Raw genomic sequence first — 18,993 nt, 5'->3', positions numbered from 1 at the left:
CTTTATAAAGAAAGCGCAGAATCTCAATCGAGGTTCTGCGCTTTTTTATATTTAACGTACAAACTGGGGAGCCATCTGCTCATTCATAGTGGTGTCCAACACCCGAGCGTTACTGTATTACCTGAAATTTGTGATCAGGCGCAGGTATGATTCGACGCCCGCCTTCATCCCCGCTTCATCGATGTCGAATCTCGGGTGATGGTGCGGGTAATCGGTTTCGAGTGCTTTATTCATGGTGCCGATATTGAAGAACGCACCGGGCACCTTTTCAAGGTAGTATGAAAAGTCTTCCCCGCCCATTGAAAGTTCGACTTCCTCTATGGAAGTGATGAAGTCCGTCCCGGTTTCGGTTGCTTCAAGCAGTCCATCGACCGCTTCATCCGTATTCAGTACGGCAGGATAACCTTTGTTGTATTCCAGTTCGCATTTCACCCCGTAGCTCTCTTCCAAGCCTTTTCTGATACCTTCCATGCGGTCCATCACCTGGTCCTGCACATCTTTTTCAAACGTCCGTACAGTACCGGATACTTCCGAAAGGGTCGGGATGATATTGAAGGCGCTGCCTGCATTGAACATCCCTGCAGTCACGACGGCAGACTTCAGGGGATCGACGGTTCTTGAGGCGATCGTCTGCAGCTGCTGGATCAGCGAAGCGGAGGCGACGACCGGATCGATGGCGGCGTGGGGCTCCGCGCCGTGGCCGCCGCGGCCGATCACTTTGTAATGGAACGCGTCTGCAGCTGCATGTTTGTAGCCGTAAGTATAACCGAGCATGCCTGTCGGGTATTTGCTTGAAACATGGATGCCGTAGACGTAATCCACACCCTCAAGCACGCCGGCTTCCACCATGCCCTTCGCCCCACCAGGAAGCTGTTCTTCCGCATGCTGGAAAATGAAGACCACATTCACGGGCAGTGCGTTCTTGTGCGCGCTTAGAATATGGGCGGTGGTGATCAGCATGGCAGTGTGTGCATCGTGCCCACATGCATGCATGACCCCTTCCACTTCGGATTTGTACGCCACATCATTCTCTTCCCTGATCGGCAAGGCATCAAAATCCGCACGCAGGGCCACGGTTTTGAAATCGTCACTGACATGCAGCATCGCACGCAGGCCGTTGCCGCCGACATCCTTTTCAATATCGAGCGGCAGATCCTTGATCTGATCGTATATATATTTCTTCGTATTGGTCTCCTGGAAAGACAGTTCGGGATGTCTGTGCATGTGACGGCGCACAGCTTTCATCTCTTCATATCTGGATTCTACTTCTTTCTTTATATCCATTATTTTGATGACTCCTCTTCAAAGTATATAAATACTGAACGCAGCATCACCGACAGTGCATTGATCAGCCCTTTTTCATCGATGTCGAACATACCGTGATGGTGTGGGTAATCTGCCCTGAAGCTTGAATTCCTGACACCTGTAAAATAGAAAGTGCCCGGCACCCTCTGCAGGTAATAAGAGAAATCTTCCCCGCCGAGGCTCGGCTCAAGCGGCTTCACTTCATTCACTGTGGATACTTCCCCGGATGCCTGCATCACGATATCCGTCTTTTCATGATCATTGACGACAGGCGGATAGCCTTTCATATAATCCAGGTCATAAGAGATGCCTGTGAATGTCACGAGACCTTCGAGACATTTTTTCAGTTCTCTGATCATGACGTCCTGGGTCTCATGATTGAATGTACGTATCGTGCCGCCGACTTCGACTTCATCGGGGATGACGTTATGCTGGTGGCCGCCGTTGAACATCGTGATGGAAAGGACGACCGGTTCCATCGGTGATGCTTTACGGGTCACCGCATACGGCATCTGATGGCAGAATGAGAGTGCTGCGGCAAGCGGATCAATGGCGCCATCCGGTTTGGAGGCATGACCGCCCCGGCCTTTGATTTTGACTGTGAAGTCGTCCGGTATGCCGGTTGCCGTACCTTTGATGTAACCGATGGTGCCGATATCGAGGCTGGTCGAGACATGCTGGCCGAAAATGGCATCGACACCGTCCAGACAGCCGTCGGCGATCATCTGGATTGCACCGCCGGGATCGACTTCTTCGGCATGTTGGAAGATGAACACCACATTGCCTTTCAGAGCGTCTTTATTTTCACTTAATATGCGGGCTGCCGTCATGATGACGGACGTGTGTGCATCGTGACCGCAGGCATGCATCACTCCAGGGACTGTGGAGCGGTATGGCACGTCCTTCTGGTCGTGGATGGGCAAAGCGTCGAAATCGGCACGAAGCGCCACAGTGGGCATATCTGGATCTATCATGAGCTTGCCGACCACACCCCTGCCGCCGACGCCTTCCTGTACATCAAGGCCGAGGTCACGCAGGTAATTTGCGATATAGGCGGGTGTATGGAATTCCTGGAATGATAATTCGGGATTCATGTGGAAATGACGCCGTAATTTGATCATTTCGATGAAATTATCCTCCGCCAGCTTTTCTATCCGTTTCAATTCCATTCGATCACCCCCTCAAGTTCGAGGATTTTCATGAACATGGAAAGTCCGCTGACCATAGCGTCTTCATCCAGGTCGAACATCGAATGGTGATGGACGTAGGTCGAGTTTTTCTCTGCGTTGCCGGAACCTGTAAGGAAAAAGGCACCGGGCTTTTCCTGGATATAATAGCTGAAATCCTCACCAATCATGAGCGGCCTGGCGGTTTCAAAAGGAAGGCCCAGTTCCAGTGCAGCTTTTTCGATCACTTCAGCTTCATCCTCATGGTTAATTACGGCAGGATAGCCGTAATTATAGAGCAGTTCGCCTTCGGCGCCGCGTTTCTTTGCCGTATATTCGACTTCCTTTTGGAATATCTCATGGATCCGATCTTTGATTTCAGGTTTGAAAGTGCGCACCGTACCGACGATTTCAGCTGTGTCGGGAATGATGTTGAATGCCGTTCCCGCCCTCACCTTACCGAATGTCACCACGGCATTGTCAATCGGGGAGATCTGCCTTGAGACGACGCTCTGAAGGTTGGTGATCATCTCTGCTGCAATGAGGACCGGGTCTACGGAATCGTGGGGCTGGGCGGCATGTCCACCTTTACCATTGATCGTGATGACGAAATAATCCGGACTTGATATGACAGGGCCGGGTTTGGTTTTGACCGTGTGGACAGGATACTGGCTCCAGTAGTGCTGACCGTAGACTTTGTCGACGCCCTCCAGGACATTGTCCCGGACCATGGATACTGCACCGCCGGGCTGGATCTCCTCGGCGAACTGGAATATGAGGGAGACGGTCCCCTTGAGGTTGCCTGACTCCTCCTGCTCTGCCAAAAGGTCGAGGAGTGCGAACAATGTGCTTGTGTGGCCGTCGTGTCCGCAGGCATGCATGACACCGGGAACCGTTGATTTATAGGGTACGTCTTTTTCATCATGAATGGGGAGGGCATCGAAATCCGCACGGATGGCGATATGGGGGCCTCCTTCCCCGATCGTCGCAAGCAGGCCCTGTCCTCCGACATTTTCACGTATTTTCAAGTTCTCATACTGTTGCAGGTATTTCAGTATATATTTATAAGTTTCTTCTTCCTGAAACGATACCTCGGGGTGCATATGTAAATATCTTCTTTGTTCCGTCATTTTTGGAAGAAGGGTTTCAGCTATATCGCTAATAGACATCATTGTTAACCTCCATAAGATAATAGTTCATTTTACCAAATAATTTTAATTATTTAAACTATTTGCTCTAAATTGAATACTGTTACTTCGCCTGAAAACCGATTTTCATATAAAAGAAAGCGCTTTATTGTGATAAAATGGAAACGAGAGGAGAGAGGTAAATGTCTAAAATTTTGAACGAATTTTTATCTTCGAATCTGCAGGATTTGAAGGACAATGGTCTGTACAATGAAATCAATGTGGTAAGGGGCGCGAATGGGCCGGTGATCGACATTGACGGCGAAGCGCTGATCAATCTGTCGTCGAATAACTACCTCGGCCTTGCGACAGATGAACTATTGAAGAAAGCAGCGAAGGACACGATAGATTCCCACGGTGTCGGAGCAGGTGCAGTGAGGACGATCAACGGTACACTGGATGTCCATGTTGAATTGGAGGAGACCCTTGCGAAGTTCAAGGGGACGGAAGCGGCGGTCGCATTCCAGTCCGGTTTCAACTGCAACATGGCAGCGATACAGGGTGTGATGGATAAGGAAGATGCGATACTGTCCGATGAATTGAATCACGCATCGATCATCGACGGCTGCCGTCTGTCGCGCGCAAAGATCATCCGTGTCAATCACTCCGATATGGATGATCTGAGGAAGAAGGCCAGGGAAGCGACCGAGTCCGGTCAGTTTAAAAAAGTGATGTACATCACCGACGGTGTGTTTTCAATGGACGGGGATGTTGCGAAACTTCCTGAAATCGTCGAGATCGCCAAGGCATTCGACCTCATCACTTATGTGGATGATGCACACGGTTCCGGCGTCATGGGCAAAGGGGCCGGTACGGTTAAGCACTTCGGACTTGAGAAGGAAGTCGATATCCAGATGGGCACGCTGTCCAAGGCGATCGGGGTCGTCGGCGGTTACATCGCCGGTACTCAGGACCTGGTCGATTATTTGAAAGTGGCGGCACGTCCGTTCCTGTTCTCCACGTCTCTGACGCCGGGAGATACTAAAGCGATCAATGAAGCAGTGAAGATGCTGATGGCCTCCACTGAGCTGCATGACCGCTTGTGGGAAAACGGCGATTATTTGAAGAAAGGCCTTGAGACACTTGGTTTCAATATCGGCAATTCGGAAACGCCGATCACGCCGTGCATCATCGGTGATGAGAAAACCACCCAGGCGTTCTCAAAGCGGTTGATGGAAGAGGGCGTCTATGCAAAGTCCATCGTATTTCCGACTGTGCCGAGAGGCACCGGCCGTGTGCGGAATATGCCGACAGCGGCGCATACGAAAGAAATGCTCGATGAGGCACTGGAAATTTATGAAAAAGTCGGAAAAGAATTAAATGTGATATCATAAAAGGGGATTATTATGGAAAGAATATTGATCACGGGGGCCCTCGGGCAAATCGGTACAGAGCTGACCGTCAGGCTGAGGGAAATATACGGTGAGGAGAATGTGCTGGCGACGGACATCAATGCGCCTGCCGAAGGACCATTAAAGGGTAAGCCGTTTAAAATACTGGATGTAAGAAGGTATGATGAGATGGTGAGTATAGCGGATGAGTTCAAGCCGGACACCATCATGCATATGGCGGCGCTCCTCAGTGCCACATGCGAGTCGAAACCGCTGATTGCCTGGGACATCAATATGGGTGGACTCGTCAATGCACTCGAAGTCGCGAGGAAAAGGAAAGCGAAATTCTTCACGCCGAGCTCCATCGGGGCTTTCGGCCCTTCCACACCCAAAAAAGACGCACCGCAGACGACGATTCAGCGGCCGACCACGATGTACGGGGTAAATAAGGTTGCGGGGGAGCTGCTGTGCGATTATTACTTCGATAAATTTGGCGTGGATACGCGCGGGCTCAGGTTTCCCGGCCTGATTTCACACATCAAGGAGCCGGGCGGCGGGACCACCGACTATGCTGTTGAAATTTATTTTGAGGCGGTGAAGGCTGGGAAGTATACGTCCTGTATCGGGGAAGGGACTTATATGGACATGATGTATATGGATGATGCCATCGATGCTGTGATACAATTGATGGAGACGGATGCGGAAAATCTGGTCGATCGGAATGCCTTCAACGTTTCGGCAATGAGCATCGAGCCCGAAATGATCGCCCGGGAGATCAGGAAGCATATACCCGGCTTCGAGCTGGATTATGACGTGGACCCGGTCAGACAGGGAATTGCCGAAAGCTGGCCGGATTCGATCGATACCAGTGAAGCCGAAAGGCAGTGGGGTTTCAATCCCATGTTCGATTTGGAAAAAATGACCGCAGAAATGATAAACGCAATAAAAGATAAAGTGTAAGAAGGCATTGTGCCTTCTTATTTTTAACAGGAGGACAGGAATTGAAAGCGATACTGTTTGATAAGGACGGCACATTGTTGAATTATGAAAAAGTATGGACGCCTTTTGCGATTAAAAGTGTTGAAGCTTTTACAGAGCACTTCGGACTTCATCCGCAAAAAGAAGACGTCGCACGCGCGCTCGGCCTTGAAAACAACAAAATGCTATCCGACTCCGTAGCTGCCAGCGGTACGGGTGCAGATATACATGCTGTATACGAAGGATTTGCCGCTGGCGGGGGAAAGTGGGCACAGGAATTTTATGAGGAAAATCTGGATTTCATCGCAGGCCACATGGAGCTGATCGATGGTTCGAGGGAAGTGCTCACCACGCTGAAATCGCTGGATTATAAGAATGTCATCGTCACAAGTGATTCAAGGAAAGGGGCGGAGCTTTTCGTCAGTCAACTCGGACTCACGGAATTGATCGATGATATCGTGGCCGGGGATGACACTGACTATAAAAAGCCGGATTTCAGGGTGGTCCGGCCATTTTTGGAAAGGCATGAATACGATGTGGATGATGTGGTGATGATCGGGGATAATAATGCGGACACCTTGCTCGGTGAAGAAGAAGGCCTTTACACGATAGGTGTCTTAAGCGGTACATCGAGGCGGGAGCAGCTGAAAGGCGCTGATTTGATCGTCGACAGTGTAACGGATCTGATCCGGGACGGGGAGTTTATAGTCAATGCCAAAACCAAACGACCATGAATTCTTCATGAGGGCAGCACTGGAAGAAGCGGGAAAAGCGTATGGAAAAGGCGAAGTGCCCATTGGTGCGGTTGTGGTGCATGAAAAAGAAATCATTTCACGCGGCCATAACCTGAGGGAAACTGAAGGCCACCCATTAACCCACGCCGAGATGATTGCAATCCACAGGGCGAGTGATCGTTTCGAGTCTTTCCGACTGGAGGATTGCACCCTGTATGTCACACTGGAACCCTGCGTCATGTGTTCAGGAGCCATCATAATGAGCCGGTTGCCACATATCGTTTTCGGTGCCTATGATAAAAAGGGCGGTACTGTGAGAAGCCTGATGGAACTCCTTGATGAGCCCCGATTCAACCACAGGCCGCTTGTGACGGAAGGTGTCATGGAAGAGGAATGCAGCAGGATCCTGAAAGATTTTTTCAAGGATTTGAGACGCAAAAGGGACACATGAATCATAATATTAAAATATATCAAGTTAAAGGGAGTTTTATCTAGCTTATGGTCAAGTTGATAGCAATTGATATGGACGGGACCCTGCTGACACCGGAGCATGAAATCACGCCGAGGACGATACTCGCGATCAATAAGGCGATCGGGCAGGGCATTCATGTCGTCATTGCAACAGGCAGAGCCTACTATGAAGCACATGCGATAGTGCGGGAGTACAGACTTCAGATCCCGTACATCTGTTTGAACGGTGCACAGGTGCGTGATGCGTCACATGAAGTGGTGGCGAGCCATCCTCTGACCCGTGATCTGATTGCAGATGTGACGGAAGTGCTGAAAGCTGAAGATGTCTTTTATCAGGTCTATACCGACCGGGCAATATATACAACGAGCATTGAAAGGGATATAGATATTTTCATAGAGCTGGCAAGACAGTCCGGAGGCACCCCTGATGTTGAAAAGATCCGAAGGCTGATGCGCGAGCGGCTCGCAAAAACTTCATTACAGGAAGTCCAGGACTACCGGGCTGTATACGAAAGCGAAGATGAAAACATATTGAAATTCCTTGCGGCTTCGTCCTCCAGGCCTAAACTTGTCAGAGCCAAAAACTATCTGAATGAAATCGGTGATGTTGCTGTTTCAGCGTCGTCACACGGTAATATCGAACTCACGCATGCAGAAGCACAAAAGGGCATTGCACTTGAAAAGCTGGCAGAAACTTTGGGCGTTGAACTGAACGAGACGATGGCCATCGGGGACAACCTTAATGATATATCAATGCTGAAGCGTGTCGGCACTTCTGTAGCCATGGGAAATGCGACATCTGAAGTGAAGGCGATCGCCGATGTGGTGACGGGGACGAATACCCATGACGGTGTAGCTGAAGCGATAGAGAAAGTCCTGAACAATGAACTGGAATTCACTTCCAATGAAAAAAGACATCCGTAAAGGATGTCTTTTTTCATTTTTGGTGTTTCATGCGGCTGAAGGCATCATGCTGATGGATGCTTTCTTCGTTGCGGCACTCCAGCTCAAAACCTTTGACCCAGTCAAGCTCTGCAATATCGTATGCAATCAGACGGATCAGATCTTCAACAAAACGCGGATTTTCATAAGCGCGCTCCGTCACCATCTTCTCATCCGTCCTTTTGAGGATAGGGTAGAGCTGGCTTGATGCATTTATTTCAAGTAATTCATAAACGATTTCCTTATGGTTTTCAGGCAAGTCCGCCCCAGGATCGACATCTATCAGCACTTTGACGTAGCCGCGCTGATTATGGGCGCTGTATTCACTGATTTCTTTTGAACAAGGGCACAGCGTCGTGACCATGGCTGTCATACCGAACTGTTTTCTTGTCAGTCCGCCTTCATCCAGTGCAAGTGAGTATTTGACGTCAGCGTGGGCCATACCGTGCAGATTCGTGCCGGGACTCGGCTTGGAAAAATACCATTTCCCATCTGCGGTGACTTCGGCATTTTCCTGACGCATCCGGTCACGGAGCACTTTAAGGACTTGTTCAAGCGTTGCGAAATCAAGTCTGACGCCATTTCTGTTCTCCGTTTCGAGCGCCTCGAGCAAACGGCTCATATTGACGCCTTTCTCTTCACGGCGCAGGCTGGTTGCGAGTTCGAAGTTGCCGACTGACTGGAAATCACCAATCACCACCGGATAACTTAAATTATTGATGCCCACGGACTCGACTGCAAATAGAAAATCTTTTTTAGAATTTTGAAGATCAGCCATTTCAGCTTTTTCTGTTGGTTTCGTCCCTTTCACAGGTTCAACAGAACCAAAATGTTTAAAACGACCTTCTCGTGTCGTTAAATCCAATTCTTCCATAATAATCTCCTTAATCTATATCATAACTGTAAAATTGTTCCAACTTCAAATAAGCTTCCCTTGCTTCCTGTCCTTCTACAGTCCCGGCAGCCAGCCTTTTGAGCAACGGGCCGGTCTGGGAAATGTGTGCCGCCATCACCTGTTCTTTTTTATCTTCATAACCGGTGATGTCATTGATGATGTCAGGATCTCCAAGGTCATCCAGTGTGCTCTTGGCAAAAGCGACGAGCTGAAGGGCAGGCCTTTCCGAAGGAGGCATGTCCTCGACTGCCTTTAAGACAGCTTCTGCAGTCGCCTCGTGATCAGGGTGGACCGAATATCCCGGGTAGAAGGAAATGATCCTTGAAGGATTGAGTTCATCCATCATGTCTTTTATGACGGAAGCCAAATGGCCGGGCGGCTCGAATTCGAGTGTTTTATCCCTGTAACCGAGAAGCCTTAAATCAGTCAGCCCCATTATTTTAGCACTTTTCTCAACTTCCTGCTTCCTTATATCATGTAATGATTCCCTCGTTGCGAAAGGAGGATACCCCAGGCTTCTTCCCATGTCCCCGTATGTCAGGCAGGCGTATGTCACGGGCACACCTGAATCGATGTATTTCATGATGGTGCCTGAAACACCGAATGCCTCATCATCCGGGTGGGGGAAGACGACTAAAACATGTCTTTCTTTTTCCATTGTGATGCCTCCTATTTGAAAAACTCATTGGAAGATATTTCCAATGCGCTTGCCAATTTGCCGTCATGGTCGAAACCGTGCATGATGAATTCGTCGTTTTCATTGATGGCATAATGCGTCAGGCCGAGGACATATATCCATCCGCCGTTCACGAGCTTCAGGCCCACGCGGTATGCGCCATCTTTGCCGCCCCGGATGGCACCCTGGATATATTCGACCTGGATGTTCCGGAGGAATGTCCCTGCATTGAAGACATCCTCGTTCAAATGATCTGCATACACGCCGCTCGTTATTTCGACGTGGATGTAAACAGGTTGATTTTGATATTGATTCAACATTTCCTGCACTTTTCCGCGGTCAATAGTCTCCATTAAAATGCAACTCCCACTTCTGCATATGAATTCAATTTAAAAGAGATAGACGGGCTATCTCTTTTAAATCTTCTCTTCTGTTACTTCAATCTCTTCCACTGTATTCGCTGCGCCGTGTCTGACGACGCCCACATGTTCATTCAGTCTCCAGCCGTTCTTTATTGCCGAGGTGACGAACGCCTTGGCCGATTGCACCGCTTCAAGAGGTGCTTCACCTTTGGCGAGGTTTGCGGTGATTGCAGCGGCGAATGTACATCCTGCCCCGTGGTTGTATGAAGCATCGATCTTCTCGGTGGTCAGCAGATGGAATGCTTCACCATCATAGTACACGTCGATCGCTTTGTCACCCTCGATGCCCGTGCCGCCTTTGATGACGACGTTTTTTGCGCCTTGTTTGACGATTTCCTTTGCACACTCCTTCACTTCTTCAAGCGTTTTGGGTGTCCTGCGGCGGGTCAGGTGGCCTGCTTCGACCAGGTTGGGAGTGACGATCGTCGCATGCGGGAGCAGGTGTTCAATCATCGCATCCACAAGGCCGGGATTCAGGACTTCATCATCACCCTTGCATACCATGACCGGATCGATCACGAATGATTCTGCATCGCTGTTCAAAAAAGCCTCCTTCGCTTTTTCGATCACTTCTTCGGAAGGGAGCATGCCTGTCTTGATGGCATCCGGTGAAATTGATAAAGCTGTTTCCAATTGTGAATCCACGACTTCCAAAGCCGTAGGGAACACCCGGTGGGACCAGGTCTCCGGATCCATCGTCACAGTGGTGACGATGACGGACATTCCGTAAGTCTCATGCTCCTGGAATGTCTTCAGGTCAGCGGCGATGCCTGCACCACCGCTGACATCGGTGCCCGCGATGGTAAGGGTCTTTTGAAGCTTCATAAAATTTCCTCTTTTCCTCTATTAGATTAATAATGATATTTTACTATATATGACGGTGTATTTCTAGAGCATTGCTTACAGGAATGGTATAATAAAATTTTGTAAGAGGTGATGAAAATGGAATGGGCGGATATATTCAAAAAGATAAAGGCACAGCATGATTTCAGTACACTGGAAGAAGTTCTGGAAGATAAATTTAAAAACGGTGAAGTATTCCCGCCAAGGGAGGAAATATATACAGCATTCGAATTGACCTCATTTGAAAATGTCAGGGTGGTCATCCTCGGGCAGGACCCGTATCACGGGGAAAGGCAGTCGCACGGTCTAGCGTTTTCCGTGAACGAGGATGTAAAAATTCCGCCGTCCCTCCGTAACATATACAAAGAGCTCGAAGATGACCTCGGCATTGAACGCACCGGCGGCAGCCTGAAGGACTGGGCGGACCAGGGGGTCTTACTGCTCAACACGGTCCTGACCGTGGATGCACACAAGGCCAATTCACATCGTGGACTCGGCTGGGAAAAGTTCACGGACAGTATCATCGGAATCGTATCCGAAGAACTTGAAAATGTCGTGTTCATTCTCTGGGGTAAGCCCGCACAGAAAAAAGAGGCGCTCATAGACGGCTCGAAGCACCTGATAATAAAATCCGTACACCCGAGCCCTTTATCCGCGTATCGCGGGTTTTTCGGCTCAAAGCCGTTCAGCCGGGCGAATGAATACCTGCATGCCAACGGTCGGGCGATGGTGGACTGGAGTGAGCGGAAATGAAGCGGCAGATCATACAACAGATCAAATCAGAGCTGCACATGCTCGAGGTTTCGTCCAGGCCCGGAGAGTTTGAGAAGCACCTCTACACAATCGAGACGCTGGTCGGCATCCTGAAGGCACAGCCGGAAGATGACCGGAAGGCCGGCCGCATACAGGAAGAAGCAGCGGGGCCGGGTCTGACGGATAAAGACAAAAGGATGCTCGAATTGATGGGCGGCAGTCAGGATGAGGGAGCGCCGCGGGAAAATAAGCGGACGGATGAATCGATTTTTGATTTTTAACAGCAGGGAGTAAATGGATATGAAATTATTTGTAATATTGGGTGCTGTGAATGCGTTCATATCAGTCGCACTGGGTGCATTCGGCGCACATGGGCTGGAAGGCCGGATCAGCGATCATTATCTGGGGATCTGGGAAACGGCAGTGCAGTATCAGATGTTCCATGCGGCCGGTTTGATCGCGATCGGCATCCTGGTCGGACTCACCGGTGTGCCGATGAATGCGGCCGGTTGGCTGATGTTCGCAGGCATCATCTTTTTCAGCGGATCACTGTATGTATTGGCGGTCTCAGGCATCTCAGTCCTCGGGGCGGTCACCCCGATCGGCGGCGTACTGTTTCTGGCTGCCTGGGTGATGGTGATCATAGGAATGGCTGGGATCTAAAAAAGCCGCACCCTCACAGGGTGCGGCTTTCATCATGAACGGGTATTGTTATGCAATCCATCATCACGCAAGGCCGTAGAATTTCTTGGCCTTTTCGAAAAATGGTTCGTCTTCCGGGGTCATGTCGTATTCTTCAATGATCGCCTCGACAGGACATACGGTGACACACGCACCGCAGTCGATGCAGATGTCGGGATCGATGAAGTACTGATCTTCCCCTTCTTCTATACAGTCGACCGGACATACGTCCACACAGTCTCCTGCTTTCTCGCCGATACATGGCTGGGTGATTACAAATGCCATTAGAATTACCTCCTTTAATATATGGATTCATTCACTTAAAGTTTGATTCGCTTAAATCTGATTATAATTGAATGGTAAGTGAATACCGCCCATAATTCAAACCATTTCTGAAAACTTGGCGAAAATACATAATTAGGCTGACTGCAGCCGTGTAATTTAACCCTGCTTCCGCATTTCATCAGCTTCCTTCTTCAGCTGACGATATTCCTTGAATTCCCGCTGTGCAAACCAGATTGAAATCAGGCCGAAAAGCACTATGGCGAAGCCGAATATCCCGCCTTCCGTCATGATGAAGATCAGGCCGGTGACGAGCAGCAGGATGGCGACGACGGAAGTCACAGTGCCGGTGAATATGAGTATCCATCTCTTGGACCTGTTGATATTGGATGACATGATTTTTCCTCATTTACTGTTTTATGACATACTATCAAAAATAATTGCGCTTTCACAAGCGGTACCCGGAAAATCAAAGCAGGGTGCAGCCCTGCAGGATAAAAAAATGCCGGATGGCCAACCCCCCGGCAGATTTATATCGTTATTTACCTGATTTCTTCTTGTTGAATATCTTCTTAATAATTAAAGGTCCAAGGACTATTGCAAGTCTTCTTATTAAACGGCCCATATAAACACCCCTTTGATAAAATTAATCCAGCAGTCTGTTATAGCCGATTTCCATGGTGTCTAAACATCTGTTCCTACTTGAAAAACGCAGGCAGCTCCGCCGTCGGGAGGTGGACACCGACATAAAAATCGCCGAACACACCGTATCTTGCAGATGTTTCGTCGAATCTCATCTCATAGATGATGTTCTTGAATTCGAGCATATCATCGGAAAATAAAGTCACAGCCCACTCATACTTATCAAGACCCTGGGAGCCTGTGATGAACTGTTTCACCTTACCTGCATACTTGCGGCCGATCATGCCGTGGTCGCGCATCAGGCGGCGCCTTTCTTCCATGGGAAGCATATACCAGTTATCATCGAGATCACGTTTTTTATCCATCGGGTAAAAACAGATATATTTGGATTTTGGCACTTCCGGATAGAGGCGGCTTTTGACATAAGGGTTCTCGTAAGGATCTTCATCCGATTCCTTGGCAAGGTATCCACTCATTTCAATGACTGAGAAATAGGAGTAGGAAGGGATCAGATACTTGCTGATGCCGAGTTTATTGAATTCCAACTCCAATTTATTCAACTCATCGACTGTCGGGCGCAGCATCCAGAGGATGACGTCAGCTTTCTGTCCGGTCACGTTGTAAAATGAATAGCTGCCTTCTTTATTTTGATGAACTTCTTCCTCACGCTCCAAAAACTCTTGAAGTTCGCCGACCAGCCGGTTTTTCTCCGACTCTTCCAGTGTCTTCAATGACGCCCAGTCGACATTATACAGCAGATGAAGGCTCCACCATCCATCCAACGTTGAAACAGCTTCGCTCATTTTAAAAACCTCTCTTTTTTTATTGTTATCATATCAATGATACTCTAACTGAAAACGTTTTAAAAGTATTTAAGGATGAAAAAATGTGACAGAAAAGGTATAATAATCTCGTACATAGGCTTTTCAAGGAGGAAATCATGAGTCAATTTCTAGATAAATTAAAAGCTAACTTAGAAGGGCAGAATGTGAGAGTCGTCTTTCCTGAAGGTGTTGACGCGAGAATATTGAGAGCGGCGGTTGAATTGAATGAAACCGATTATGTTCATCCCATAGTATTGGGGGCCCATGATGAAATCAAAGCTCTGGCTGAAGAAAAGTCACTCGACATCGGGGGTCTGGAAATCATCGATCCAGTAAGCTGTGATGATAAAGAGGAACTTGCGGATGCTTTCGTTGAAAGACGGAATGGCAAAGTGACCAAAGAACAGGCTGACGATATCATAAATGATGTGAACTACTTTGGAACCATGATGGTATATACAGGGAAAGCAGACGGACTTGTATCCGGTGCGATGCATTCGACACCGCACACTGTGCGTCCGGCGCTGCAGATCATCAAAACAAAACCGGGTGTCTCCCGTACAAGCGGCATCTTCTTCATGCTGCGCGAAGAAGAACTCTACGTCATGGGCGACTGCGCAATCAACCCTGTCCTGAATGCTGAAGAACTGGCGGAAGTTGCGGTCGAAACGGCCAGGACGGCCATGAGCTTCAACGTGGATCCCACCGTGGCGCTGCTCAGCTTCTCTACCAAGGGATCGGCCAAAACAGAAGAAACCGAGCGTGTGAGGACAGCGGCACAATACGCCAAGGACAAACTCCCTGAAGTGCCGATTGACGGTGAGTTCCAGTTTGACGCAGCTTTCGTTCCCGGCGTTGCCGAAAAGAAGGCGCCGGGATCCGAAGTCCGGGGGAATGCGAATGTATTCATCTTCCCGAATCTTGAAGCGGGGAACATAGGTTATAAGATCGCACAGCGCCTTGGCGGCTTTGAGGCATATGGACCGATACTGCAGGGGCTCAACCAGCCGGTCAACGACTTATCCCGCGGCTGCACCACGGACGAAGTTTTTAATCTTGCCTTATTCACTGCGACTCAGGCACTTGCGATGAAAAATGACCATGAATGATTTGTTTGCTGAACGGTGGGACTATATACCGCCCGGTGAGACAGTACATCCTTATCAATCATTCGCGATGGATGATGTCCTCCAGGAAGTTGTGGGCGGTGATGGCTCCTTCAAGTTCCGGGCATGGGTCCATCATCCGTTCATCATCCTCGGCCTCCACGATGCCAGGCTCCCGCATCTTCAGGACGGCCTGGACCATTTAACCTCGACGGGTTATGATTACATTATAAGGAACAGTGGCGGGCTCGGTGTCGTACTGGATGACGGGGTGCTGAACATCTCGCTGATCATGAATAAGAAACATTCACCGACGATTGATGCGGGCTATGAGCTGATGCTCGACCTGATCCGGCATGTGCTGGACGGTGCGGATGTGGAAGCATATGAAATTCATGGAAGCTATTGCCCCGGAAGTTATGATTTGAGTATGGACGGCAGAAAGTTTGCCGGAATATCACAGAGGCGGATCAGGGACGGTGTCGCCGTACAGGTTTATTTGTGCATCACCGGAAGCGGTGCAGAGCGGGCGGAGGTCATGAGGGAATTTTATGGTCATGCGAAAAAGGATGCGGAGACCAAGTTCGATTATCCGGATATCAACCCCCGGGTCATGGCATCCTTAAATGAACTCCTTGGAAAAAGCTGGACTGCGGATGATCTACTTGAAAAGTTTTTAAATGTCCTGAATATCGACCCCGAGACCCCGTACACCCTGTCCGGGGAATTTGACGGCAGGTATAAGGAGTATATCCGGCGCATGATCAGGCGCAATGAAGATATCAGACATGCGCTTGATGCGAAAATATTTCCAACCCTTTAAACCAGTAACGCAGCGTTACTGGTTTTGTGATGTTGGCAGAGGAGGGGTGCAGTGTCTAAAAATAAATATAAAGGTAAAATCTGGACGCGCGAGTTTTCAGTCATTTTTCTATTTCACTTCATCTTGATGTTTTCGATGTATTCGACTTTAGTGACGGTCGGTACTGTGACGATTGAAGATTACGGGGCATCGCCGGGCACCGCCGGATTCGCAGCGAGTGTATTCATCGTCGGGGTGCTGGCCGGGCGGGCCCTCACCGGGTATCAGATCAACAATATGGGCGCCCGGAAAATCATGTATATCGGAACCGTCTTCTTTTTCATTACATATGCTTTGTACTTCATCGACGGCGGGCTTCATCTCCTGATAGCCGTACGTTTGCTGAACGGTGTGGCCACAGGCATCATCAGCACTGCCCTGAATACGCTCGCGACGATTTCCGTACCGCCGGAGCGCCGGGGCGAAGGCATCAGCCATTTCAGCCTGAGCATGATCCTCGGGGCGGCCTTCGGGCCCTTTTTATCGTTCCTTGCACTTGAACACATCAGTTTCAATATGATGCTGATTTACGTCGGTCTCATTGTTCTGGCCGTCTCATTTCTGCTCCCTGTGATCAGGATCAATAATACGCCGAGGCCGGAAACTGCGCCGAAAGGGAGATTCGTGATGATCGACAGGGATGTCCTGCCGATGGGCCTTTCAATACTGTTCATGGGACTCGCCTATTCAGCGGTGCTCTCATTCCTCAACACGTACGCGCTTGGGATGAATCTGGTCACTGCGGCTGGTGTATTCTTCCTTGTCTATTCAGCCGCAGTAATGGTGACCCGTCCGATCACGGGTAAGATGTTGGACAGGTATGGTGCGAATGTCGTCCTCTATCCATCCTTCATCATGACGGCAGCCGGGTTCTTCACGCTCGGACAGGCGACGGCCGGGAGTGTGCTTCTGCTTGCAGGGTTCCTGATCGGGCTTGGTTACGGCAATTTCCAGTCGGCGGCCCAGGCGGTGTGTGTGAAGGTCGCAAAGCGGGATAATGTCGGTCTTGCGACTTCAACTTTTTTCATCATGTTGGAAATCGGCCTCGGCTTCGGCCCGTTCTTTCTCGGGATGGTCGTACCATTCACCGGTTACGGCGGGCTCTACCAGCTGCTCGTCTTTTCCATAGCGGCGGCGATGGTCATCTTCCACTTCGTCTACGGCAGGCATGAAAAAAAGTATGAAATTTAGTTTAACGACATGCGTGTATTGGGAATTGTGATATAAAAGAAGGAGGCCCGATCATATGGATAAAAAGAACGATGAAAATAAAAGAATGACGACACGTGAAGATGAGGCAGCACTTGAAGAGAAGGAAAAAGTAGGCGGGGACGAGGTCAGGGAGCAGGTGCCCCCGGATCAGCCGCCGGGCGAAGAGATCAAAGAGGACGCCGAACGTGAAGAAGATGTTCAGGAGCAGAAGGATGATAAGCGCGAAAGGAAATTATAAATGAAACAGTGACGGTGGATGCCATGGCGCATCCGCCGTATTTTACGTCCGGAGGCCGGACGAAGACGTGTGATTTGCACTTAATATAATGAGTTATGATAATATGGGAATTGAAGGCAAAGGAGGCAGTCCACCATGTTGACGGAAATTCCATATGCAAAAAAACAACTTGCTGAAGAAAAAGTTTTCAAAGACCCGGTCCACCGGTATGTCCATGTCCGTGACCAATTGATCTGGGACCTTATAAAGACGAGGGAATTTCAACGCCTCCGCCGGATCAAACAGCTGGGTACACTGTATCTGGCTTTTCATTCTGCTGAACATACACGCTTCAACCATTCTCTCGGTGTATATGAAATCGTCAGACGGATGACAGAGAATTTCAAGGAACATGGGGAATGGAGCGGTGAATACCGGCTGCTTGCACTCGCCTCGGCTTTGCTGCATGATCTCGGACACGGCCCCTTCTCCCACTGTTTCGAGAAGATATTCCATACAGATCATGAAGAATACACACGGAAAATCATATTGGGCAATACGGACGTCAATAAAGTCCTTAAGCGTGTCAGCCCGGAATTTCCGCGTGAAGTCGCTCAGGTGATCGATCAGACACATGAAAACAAGCTGATCATCAGCATGATATCGAGCCAGATTGATGCGGACCGTATGGACTACCTTCAAAGGGACTCATACTATACGGGCGTCAGTTACGGCATGTTTGATATGGAGAGGATACTCCGTGTGATGAGGCCTTCAAAGGAAGAAGTGATCATCAAGGAGAGCGGTATGCATGCAGTGGAAGATTATCTGATGAGCCGCTACCAGATGTACTGGCAGGTTTATTTTCATCCGGTCTCCCGGGGTGGTGAGGTGCTGTTGAACCTGGCCCTGAAACGTGCCAAGCATTTATATGAACACGGTCATGAATTCAAGCAGGCACCGAAATATTTCATACCGTTCTTTGAGGAGGATGTCTCCGTCGACGATTACCTGCGGCTGGATGAAATGGTCGTCAATTTCTATCTGCAGGAGTGGATCAATGAGGACGATGAGATATTGTCGGACCTTGCGAACCGCTTTGTGAACCGGGAGTTGTTCAAATATCTTCCGTTTGACGGTTCGTACATCACGCAGAGCGAGCTCGAGGACTTGTTCAAAAGCGCAGGCATCGACCCGGAGTACTATTTCTTCAGTGATTCATTCTCGGATCTTCCTTATGATTACGACCGTCCGGGTGCGAAGAACAACCGGAAGCCGATCCACCTCCAGAGGGACAGCGGGGAACTCAGGGAAATCAGCAGCCAGTCGGCAATCATCAATTCCATAACGGGTGTACACCGGATGGAATCGAAGTTATACTATCCGAAAGAGAAGATATTAGAGATCGAAGACCTTGAAATCAAAGGTGAAATAATCAATATACTGAATCAATTAGCATAGGAG

23 protein-coding genes are annotated in these 18,993 nt (G+C 49.2%); 13 read left to right on the top strand and 10 right to left on the bottom strand.

What is annotated here, in order from left to right:
* Positions 1-117: 117 nt before the first annotated feature.
* The 3 genes from BUA12_RS09760 to BUA12_RS09750 are packed head-to-tail and all read right to left on the bottom strand — an operon-like array spanning position 118 to position 3,643.
* Positions 118-1,284, bottom strand: coding sequence for an amidohydrolase (locus tag BUA12_RS09760; protein WP_072710422.1), 1,167 nt, complete (start codon positions 1,282-1,284; stop codon positions 118-120).
* Positions 1,284-2,474, bottom strand: coding sequence for an amidohydrolase (locus BUA12_RS09755; protein ID WP_084670120.1), 1,191 nt, complete (start codon positions 2,472-2,474; stop codon positions 1,284-1,286). The genes BUA12_RS09760 and BUA12_RS09755 overlap by 1 nt, the downstream gene beginning before the upstream one ends.
* The gene (locus tag BUA12_RS09750; protein ID WP_072710421.1) at positions 2,465-3,643 is read right to left on the bottom strand and encodes a M20 metallopeptidase family protein; all 1,179 of its coding nucleotides are present in this window, start codon (positions 3,641-3,643) and stop codon (positions 2,465-2,467) included. Before BUA12_RS09750 ends, BUA12_RS09755 begins: the two co-directional genes overlap by 10 nt.
* Positions 3,644-3,801: 158 nt before the next feature.
* Between BUA12_RS09750 and BUA12_RS09745 the strand changes: the two genes are divergently transcribed.
* Genes BUA12_RS09745 through BUA12_RS09725 form a run of 5 tightly spaced genes read left to right on the top strand, consistent with a single transcriptional unit; the run spans position 3,802 to position 8,096 of the window.
* Positions 3,802-4,992, top strand: a complete 1,191-nt coding sequence (locus BUA12_RS09745) for a glycine C-acetyltransferase (RefSeq protein ID WP_072710420.1) — start codon at positions 3,802-3,804, stop codon at positions 4,990-4,992.
* A gap of 12 nt (positions 4,993-5,004) precedes the next feature.
* Positions 5,005-5,949, top strand: a complete 945-nt coding sequence (locus BUA12_RS09740) for an NAD-dependent epimerase/dehydratase family protein (protein ID WP_072710419.1) — start codon at positions 5,005-5,007, stop codon at positions 5,947-5,949.
* A 41-nt stretch (positions 5,950-5,990) separates the two neighbouring features.
* Entirely contained in the window at positions 5,991-6,701 is a 711-nt protein-coding gene (locus BUA12_RS09735) for an HAD family hydrolase (RefSeq protein WP_072710418.1), read from the top strand.
* Positions 6,679-7,152: a tRNA adenosine(34) deaminase TadA gene (gene tadA, locus BUA12_RS09730; RefSeq protein WP_072710417.1), complete on the top strand. Its 474-nt coding sequence runs from the start codon at positions 6,679-6,681 to the stop codon at positions 7,150-7,152. Before BUA12_RS09735 ends, tadA begins: the two co-directional genes overlap by 23 nt.
* Before the next feature lie 47 nt (positions 7,153-7,199).
* Positions 7,200-8,096, top strand: coding sequence for a Cof-type HAD-IIB family hydrolase (locus BUA12_RS09725; protein WP_072710416.1), 897 nt, complete (start codon positions 7,200-7,202; stop codon positions 8,094-8,096).
* A 13-nt stretch (positions 8,097-8,109) separates the two neighbouring features.
* On the opposite strand, the gene folE2 is transcribed toward BUA12_RS09725, so the two are convergent.
* From folE2 to thiD, 4 genes are all read right to left on the bottom strand, one after another.
* Positions 8,110-8,988 carry a GTP cyclohydrolase FolE2 gene (folE2, locus tag BUA12_RS09720; protein ID WP_072710415.1) on the bottom strand — a complete coding sequence of 293 codons (879 nt, stop codon included), beginning with the start codon at positions 8,986-8,988 and terminating at the stop codon, positions 8,110-8,112.
* Positions 8,989-8,998: 10 nt separating this feature from the next.
* The gene (bshB2, locus tag BUA12_RS09715; protein WP_072710414.1) at positions 8,999-9,667 is read right to left on the bottom strand and encodes a bacillithiol biosynthesis deacetylase BshB2; all 669 of its coding nucleotides are present in this window, start codon (positions 9,665-9,667) and stop codon (positions 8,999-9,001) included.
* Between the two features lie 11 nt (positions 9,668-9,678).
* The gene (locus BUA12_RS09710; protein ID WP_072710413.1) at positions 9,679-10,038 is read right to left on the bottom strand and encodes a DUF1806 family protein; all 360 of its coding nucleotides are present in this window, start codon (positions 10,036-10,038) and stop codon (positions 9,679-9,681) included.
* Positions 10,039-10,101: 63 nt separating this feature from the next.
* Entirely contained in the window at positions 10,102-10,932 is an 831-nt protein-coding gene (gene thiD, locus BUA12_RS09705; protein ID WP_072710412.1) for a bifunctional hydroxymethylpyrimidine kinase/phosphomethylpyrimidine kinase, read from the bottom strand.
* Positions 10,933-11,049: 117 nt separating this feature from the next.
* Here thiD and BUA12_RS09700 point away from each other — a divergent pair, with 117 nt between their 5' ends.
* Genes BUA12_RS09700 through BUA12_RS09690 form a run of 3 tightly spaced genes read left to right on the top strand, consistent with a single transcriptional unit; the run spans position 11,050 to position 12,366 of the window.
* A complete protein-coding gene (locus BUA12_RS09700) occupies positions 11,050-11,703 on the top strand; it encodes a uracil-DNA glycosylase (RefSeq protein ID WP_072710411.1) in 654 nt (217 codons plus the stop codon).
* Positions 11,700-11,984, top strand: coding sequence for a DUF5327 family protein (locus BUA12_RS09695; protein WP_072710410.1), 285 nt, complete (start codon positions 11,700-11,702; stop codon positions 11,982-11,984). The genes BUA12_RS09700 and BUA12_RS09695 overlap by 4 nt, the downstream gene beginning before the upstream one ends.
* 19 nt (positions 11,985-12,003) lie before the next feature.
* Positions 12,004-12,366: a DUF423 domain-containing protein gene (locus tag BUA12_RS09690; RefSeq protein WP_072710466.1), complete on the top strand. Its 363-nt coding sequence runs from the start codon at positions 12,004-12,006 to the stop codon at positions 12,364-12,366.
* Between the two features lie 63 nt (positions 12,367-12,429).
* Here the strand turns inward: BUA12_RS09690 and fdxA are convergent, their stop codons facing one another.
* The 3 genes from fdxA to hemQ form a co-directional block, all read right to left on the bottom strand.
* Positions 12,430-12,669 (bottom strand): 4Fe-4S ferredoxin, encoded by a 240-nt coding sequence (gene fdxA, locus BUA12_RS09685; RefSeq protein WP_072710409.1) that lies wholly within the window; start codon positions 12,667-12,669, stop codon positions 12,430-12,432.
* 156 nt (positions 12,670-12,825) lie between these two features.
* Positions 12,826-13,062 (bottom strand): hypothetical protein, encoded by a 237-nt coding sequence (locus tag BUA12_RS09680; RefSeq protein WP_072710408.1) that lies wholly within the window; start codon positions 13,060-13,062, stop codon positions 12,826-12,828.
* A gap of 302 nt (positions 13,063-13,364) precedes the next feature.
* Positions 13,365-14,111: a hydrogen peroxide-dependent heme synthase gene (gene hemQ, locus BUA12_RS09675; protein WP_072710407.1), complete on the bottom strand. Its 747-nt coding sequence runs from the start codon at positions 14,109-14,111 to the stop codon at positions 13,365-13,367.
* Positions 14,112-14,248: 137 nt separating this feature from the next.
* Here hemQ and pta point away from each other — a divergent pair, with 137 nt between their 5' ends.
* From pta to BUA12_RS09650, 5 genes are all read left to right on the top strand, one after another.
* Complete coding sequence (pta, locus tag BUA12_RS09670) at positions 14,249-15,241, top strand: phosphate acetyltransferase (protein ID WP_072710406.1); 993 nt, start codon at positions 14,249-14,251, stop codon at positions 15,239-15,241.
* Positions 15,234-16,061, top strand: coding sequence for a lipoate--protein ligase family protein (locus BUA12_RS09665; RefSeq protein WP_072710405.1), 828 nt, complete (start codon positions 15,234-15,236; stop codon positions 16,059-16,061). The genes pta and BUA12_RS09665 overlap by 8 nt, the downstream gene beginning before the upstream one ends.
* 51 nt (positions 16,062-16,112) lie before the next feature.
* Positions 16,113-17,291: an MFS transporter gene (locus BUA12_RS09660; RefSeq protein ID WP_072710404.1), complete on the top strand. Its 1,179-nt coding sequence runs from the start codon at positions 16,113-16,115 to the stop codon at positions 17,289-17,291.
* A 55-nt stretch (positions 17,292-17,346) separates the two neighbouring features.
* On the top strand, positions 17,347-17,550 hold the full coding sequence (locus BUA12_RS09655; protein ID WP_072710403.1) for a hypothetical protein: 204 nt from the start codon (positions 17,347-17,349) through the stop codon (positions 17,548-17,550).
* Between the two features lie 138 nt (positions 17,551-17,688).
* Entirely contained in the window at positions 17,689-18,990 is a 1,302-nt protein-coding gene (locus BUA12_RS09650; RefSeq protein ID WP_072710465.1) for an HD domain-containing protein, read from the top strand.
* The last annotated feature ends 3 nt before the right edge of the window (positions 18,991-18,993 follow it).

Source organism: Lacicoccus alkaliphilus DSM 16010 (assembly GCF_900142805.1).
In the GTDB taxonomy this organism is placed as follows: Bacteria; Bacillota; Bacilli; order Staphylococcales; family Salinicoccaceae; genus Lacicoccus; species Lacicoccus alkaliphilus.
The sequence above is the reverse complement of the archived record's forward strand: the minus strand, read 5'-3'. Positions and strand labels throughout refer to the sequence as shown.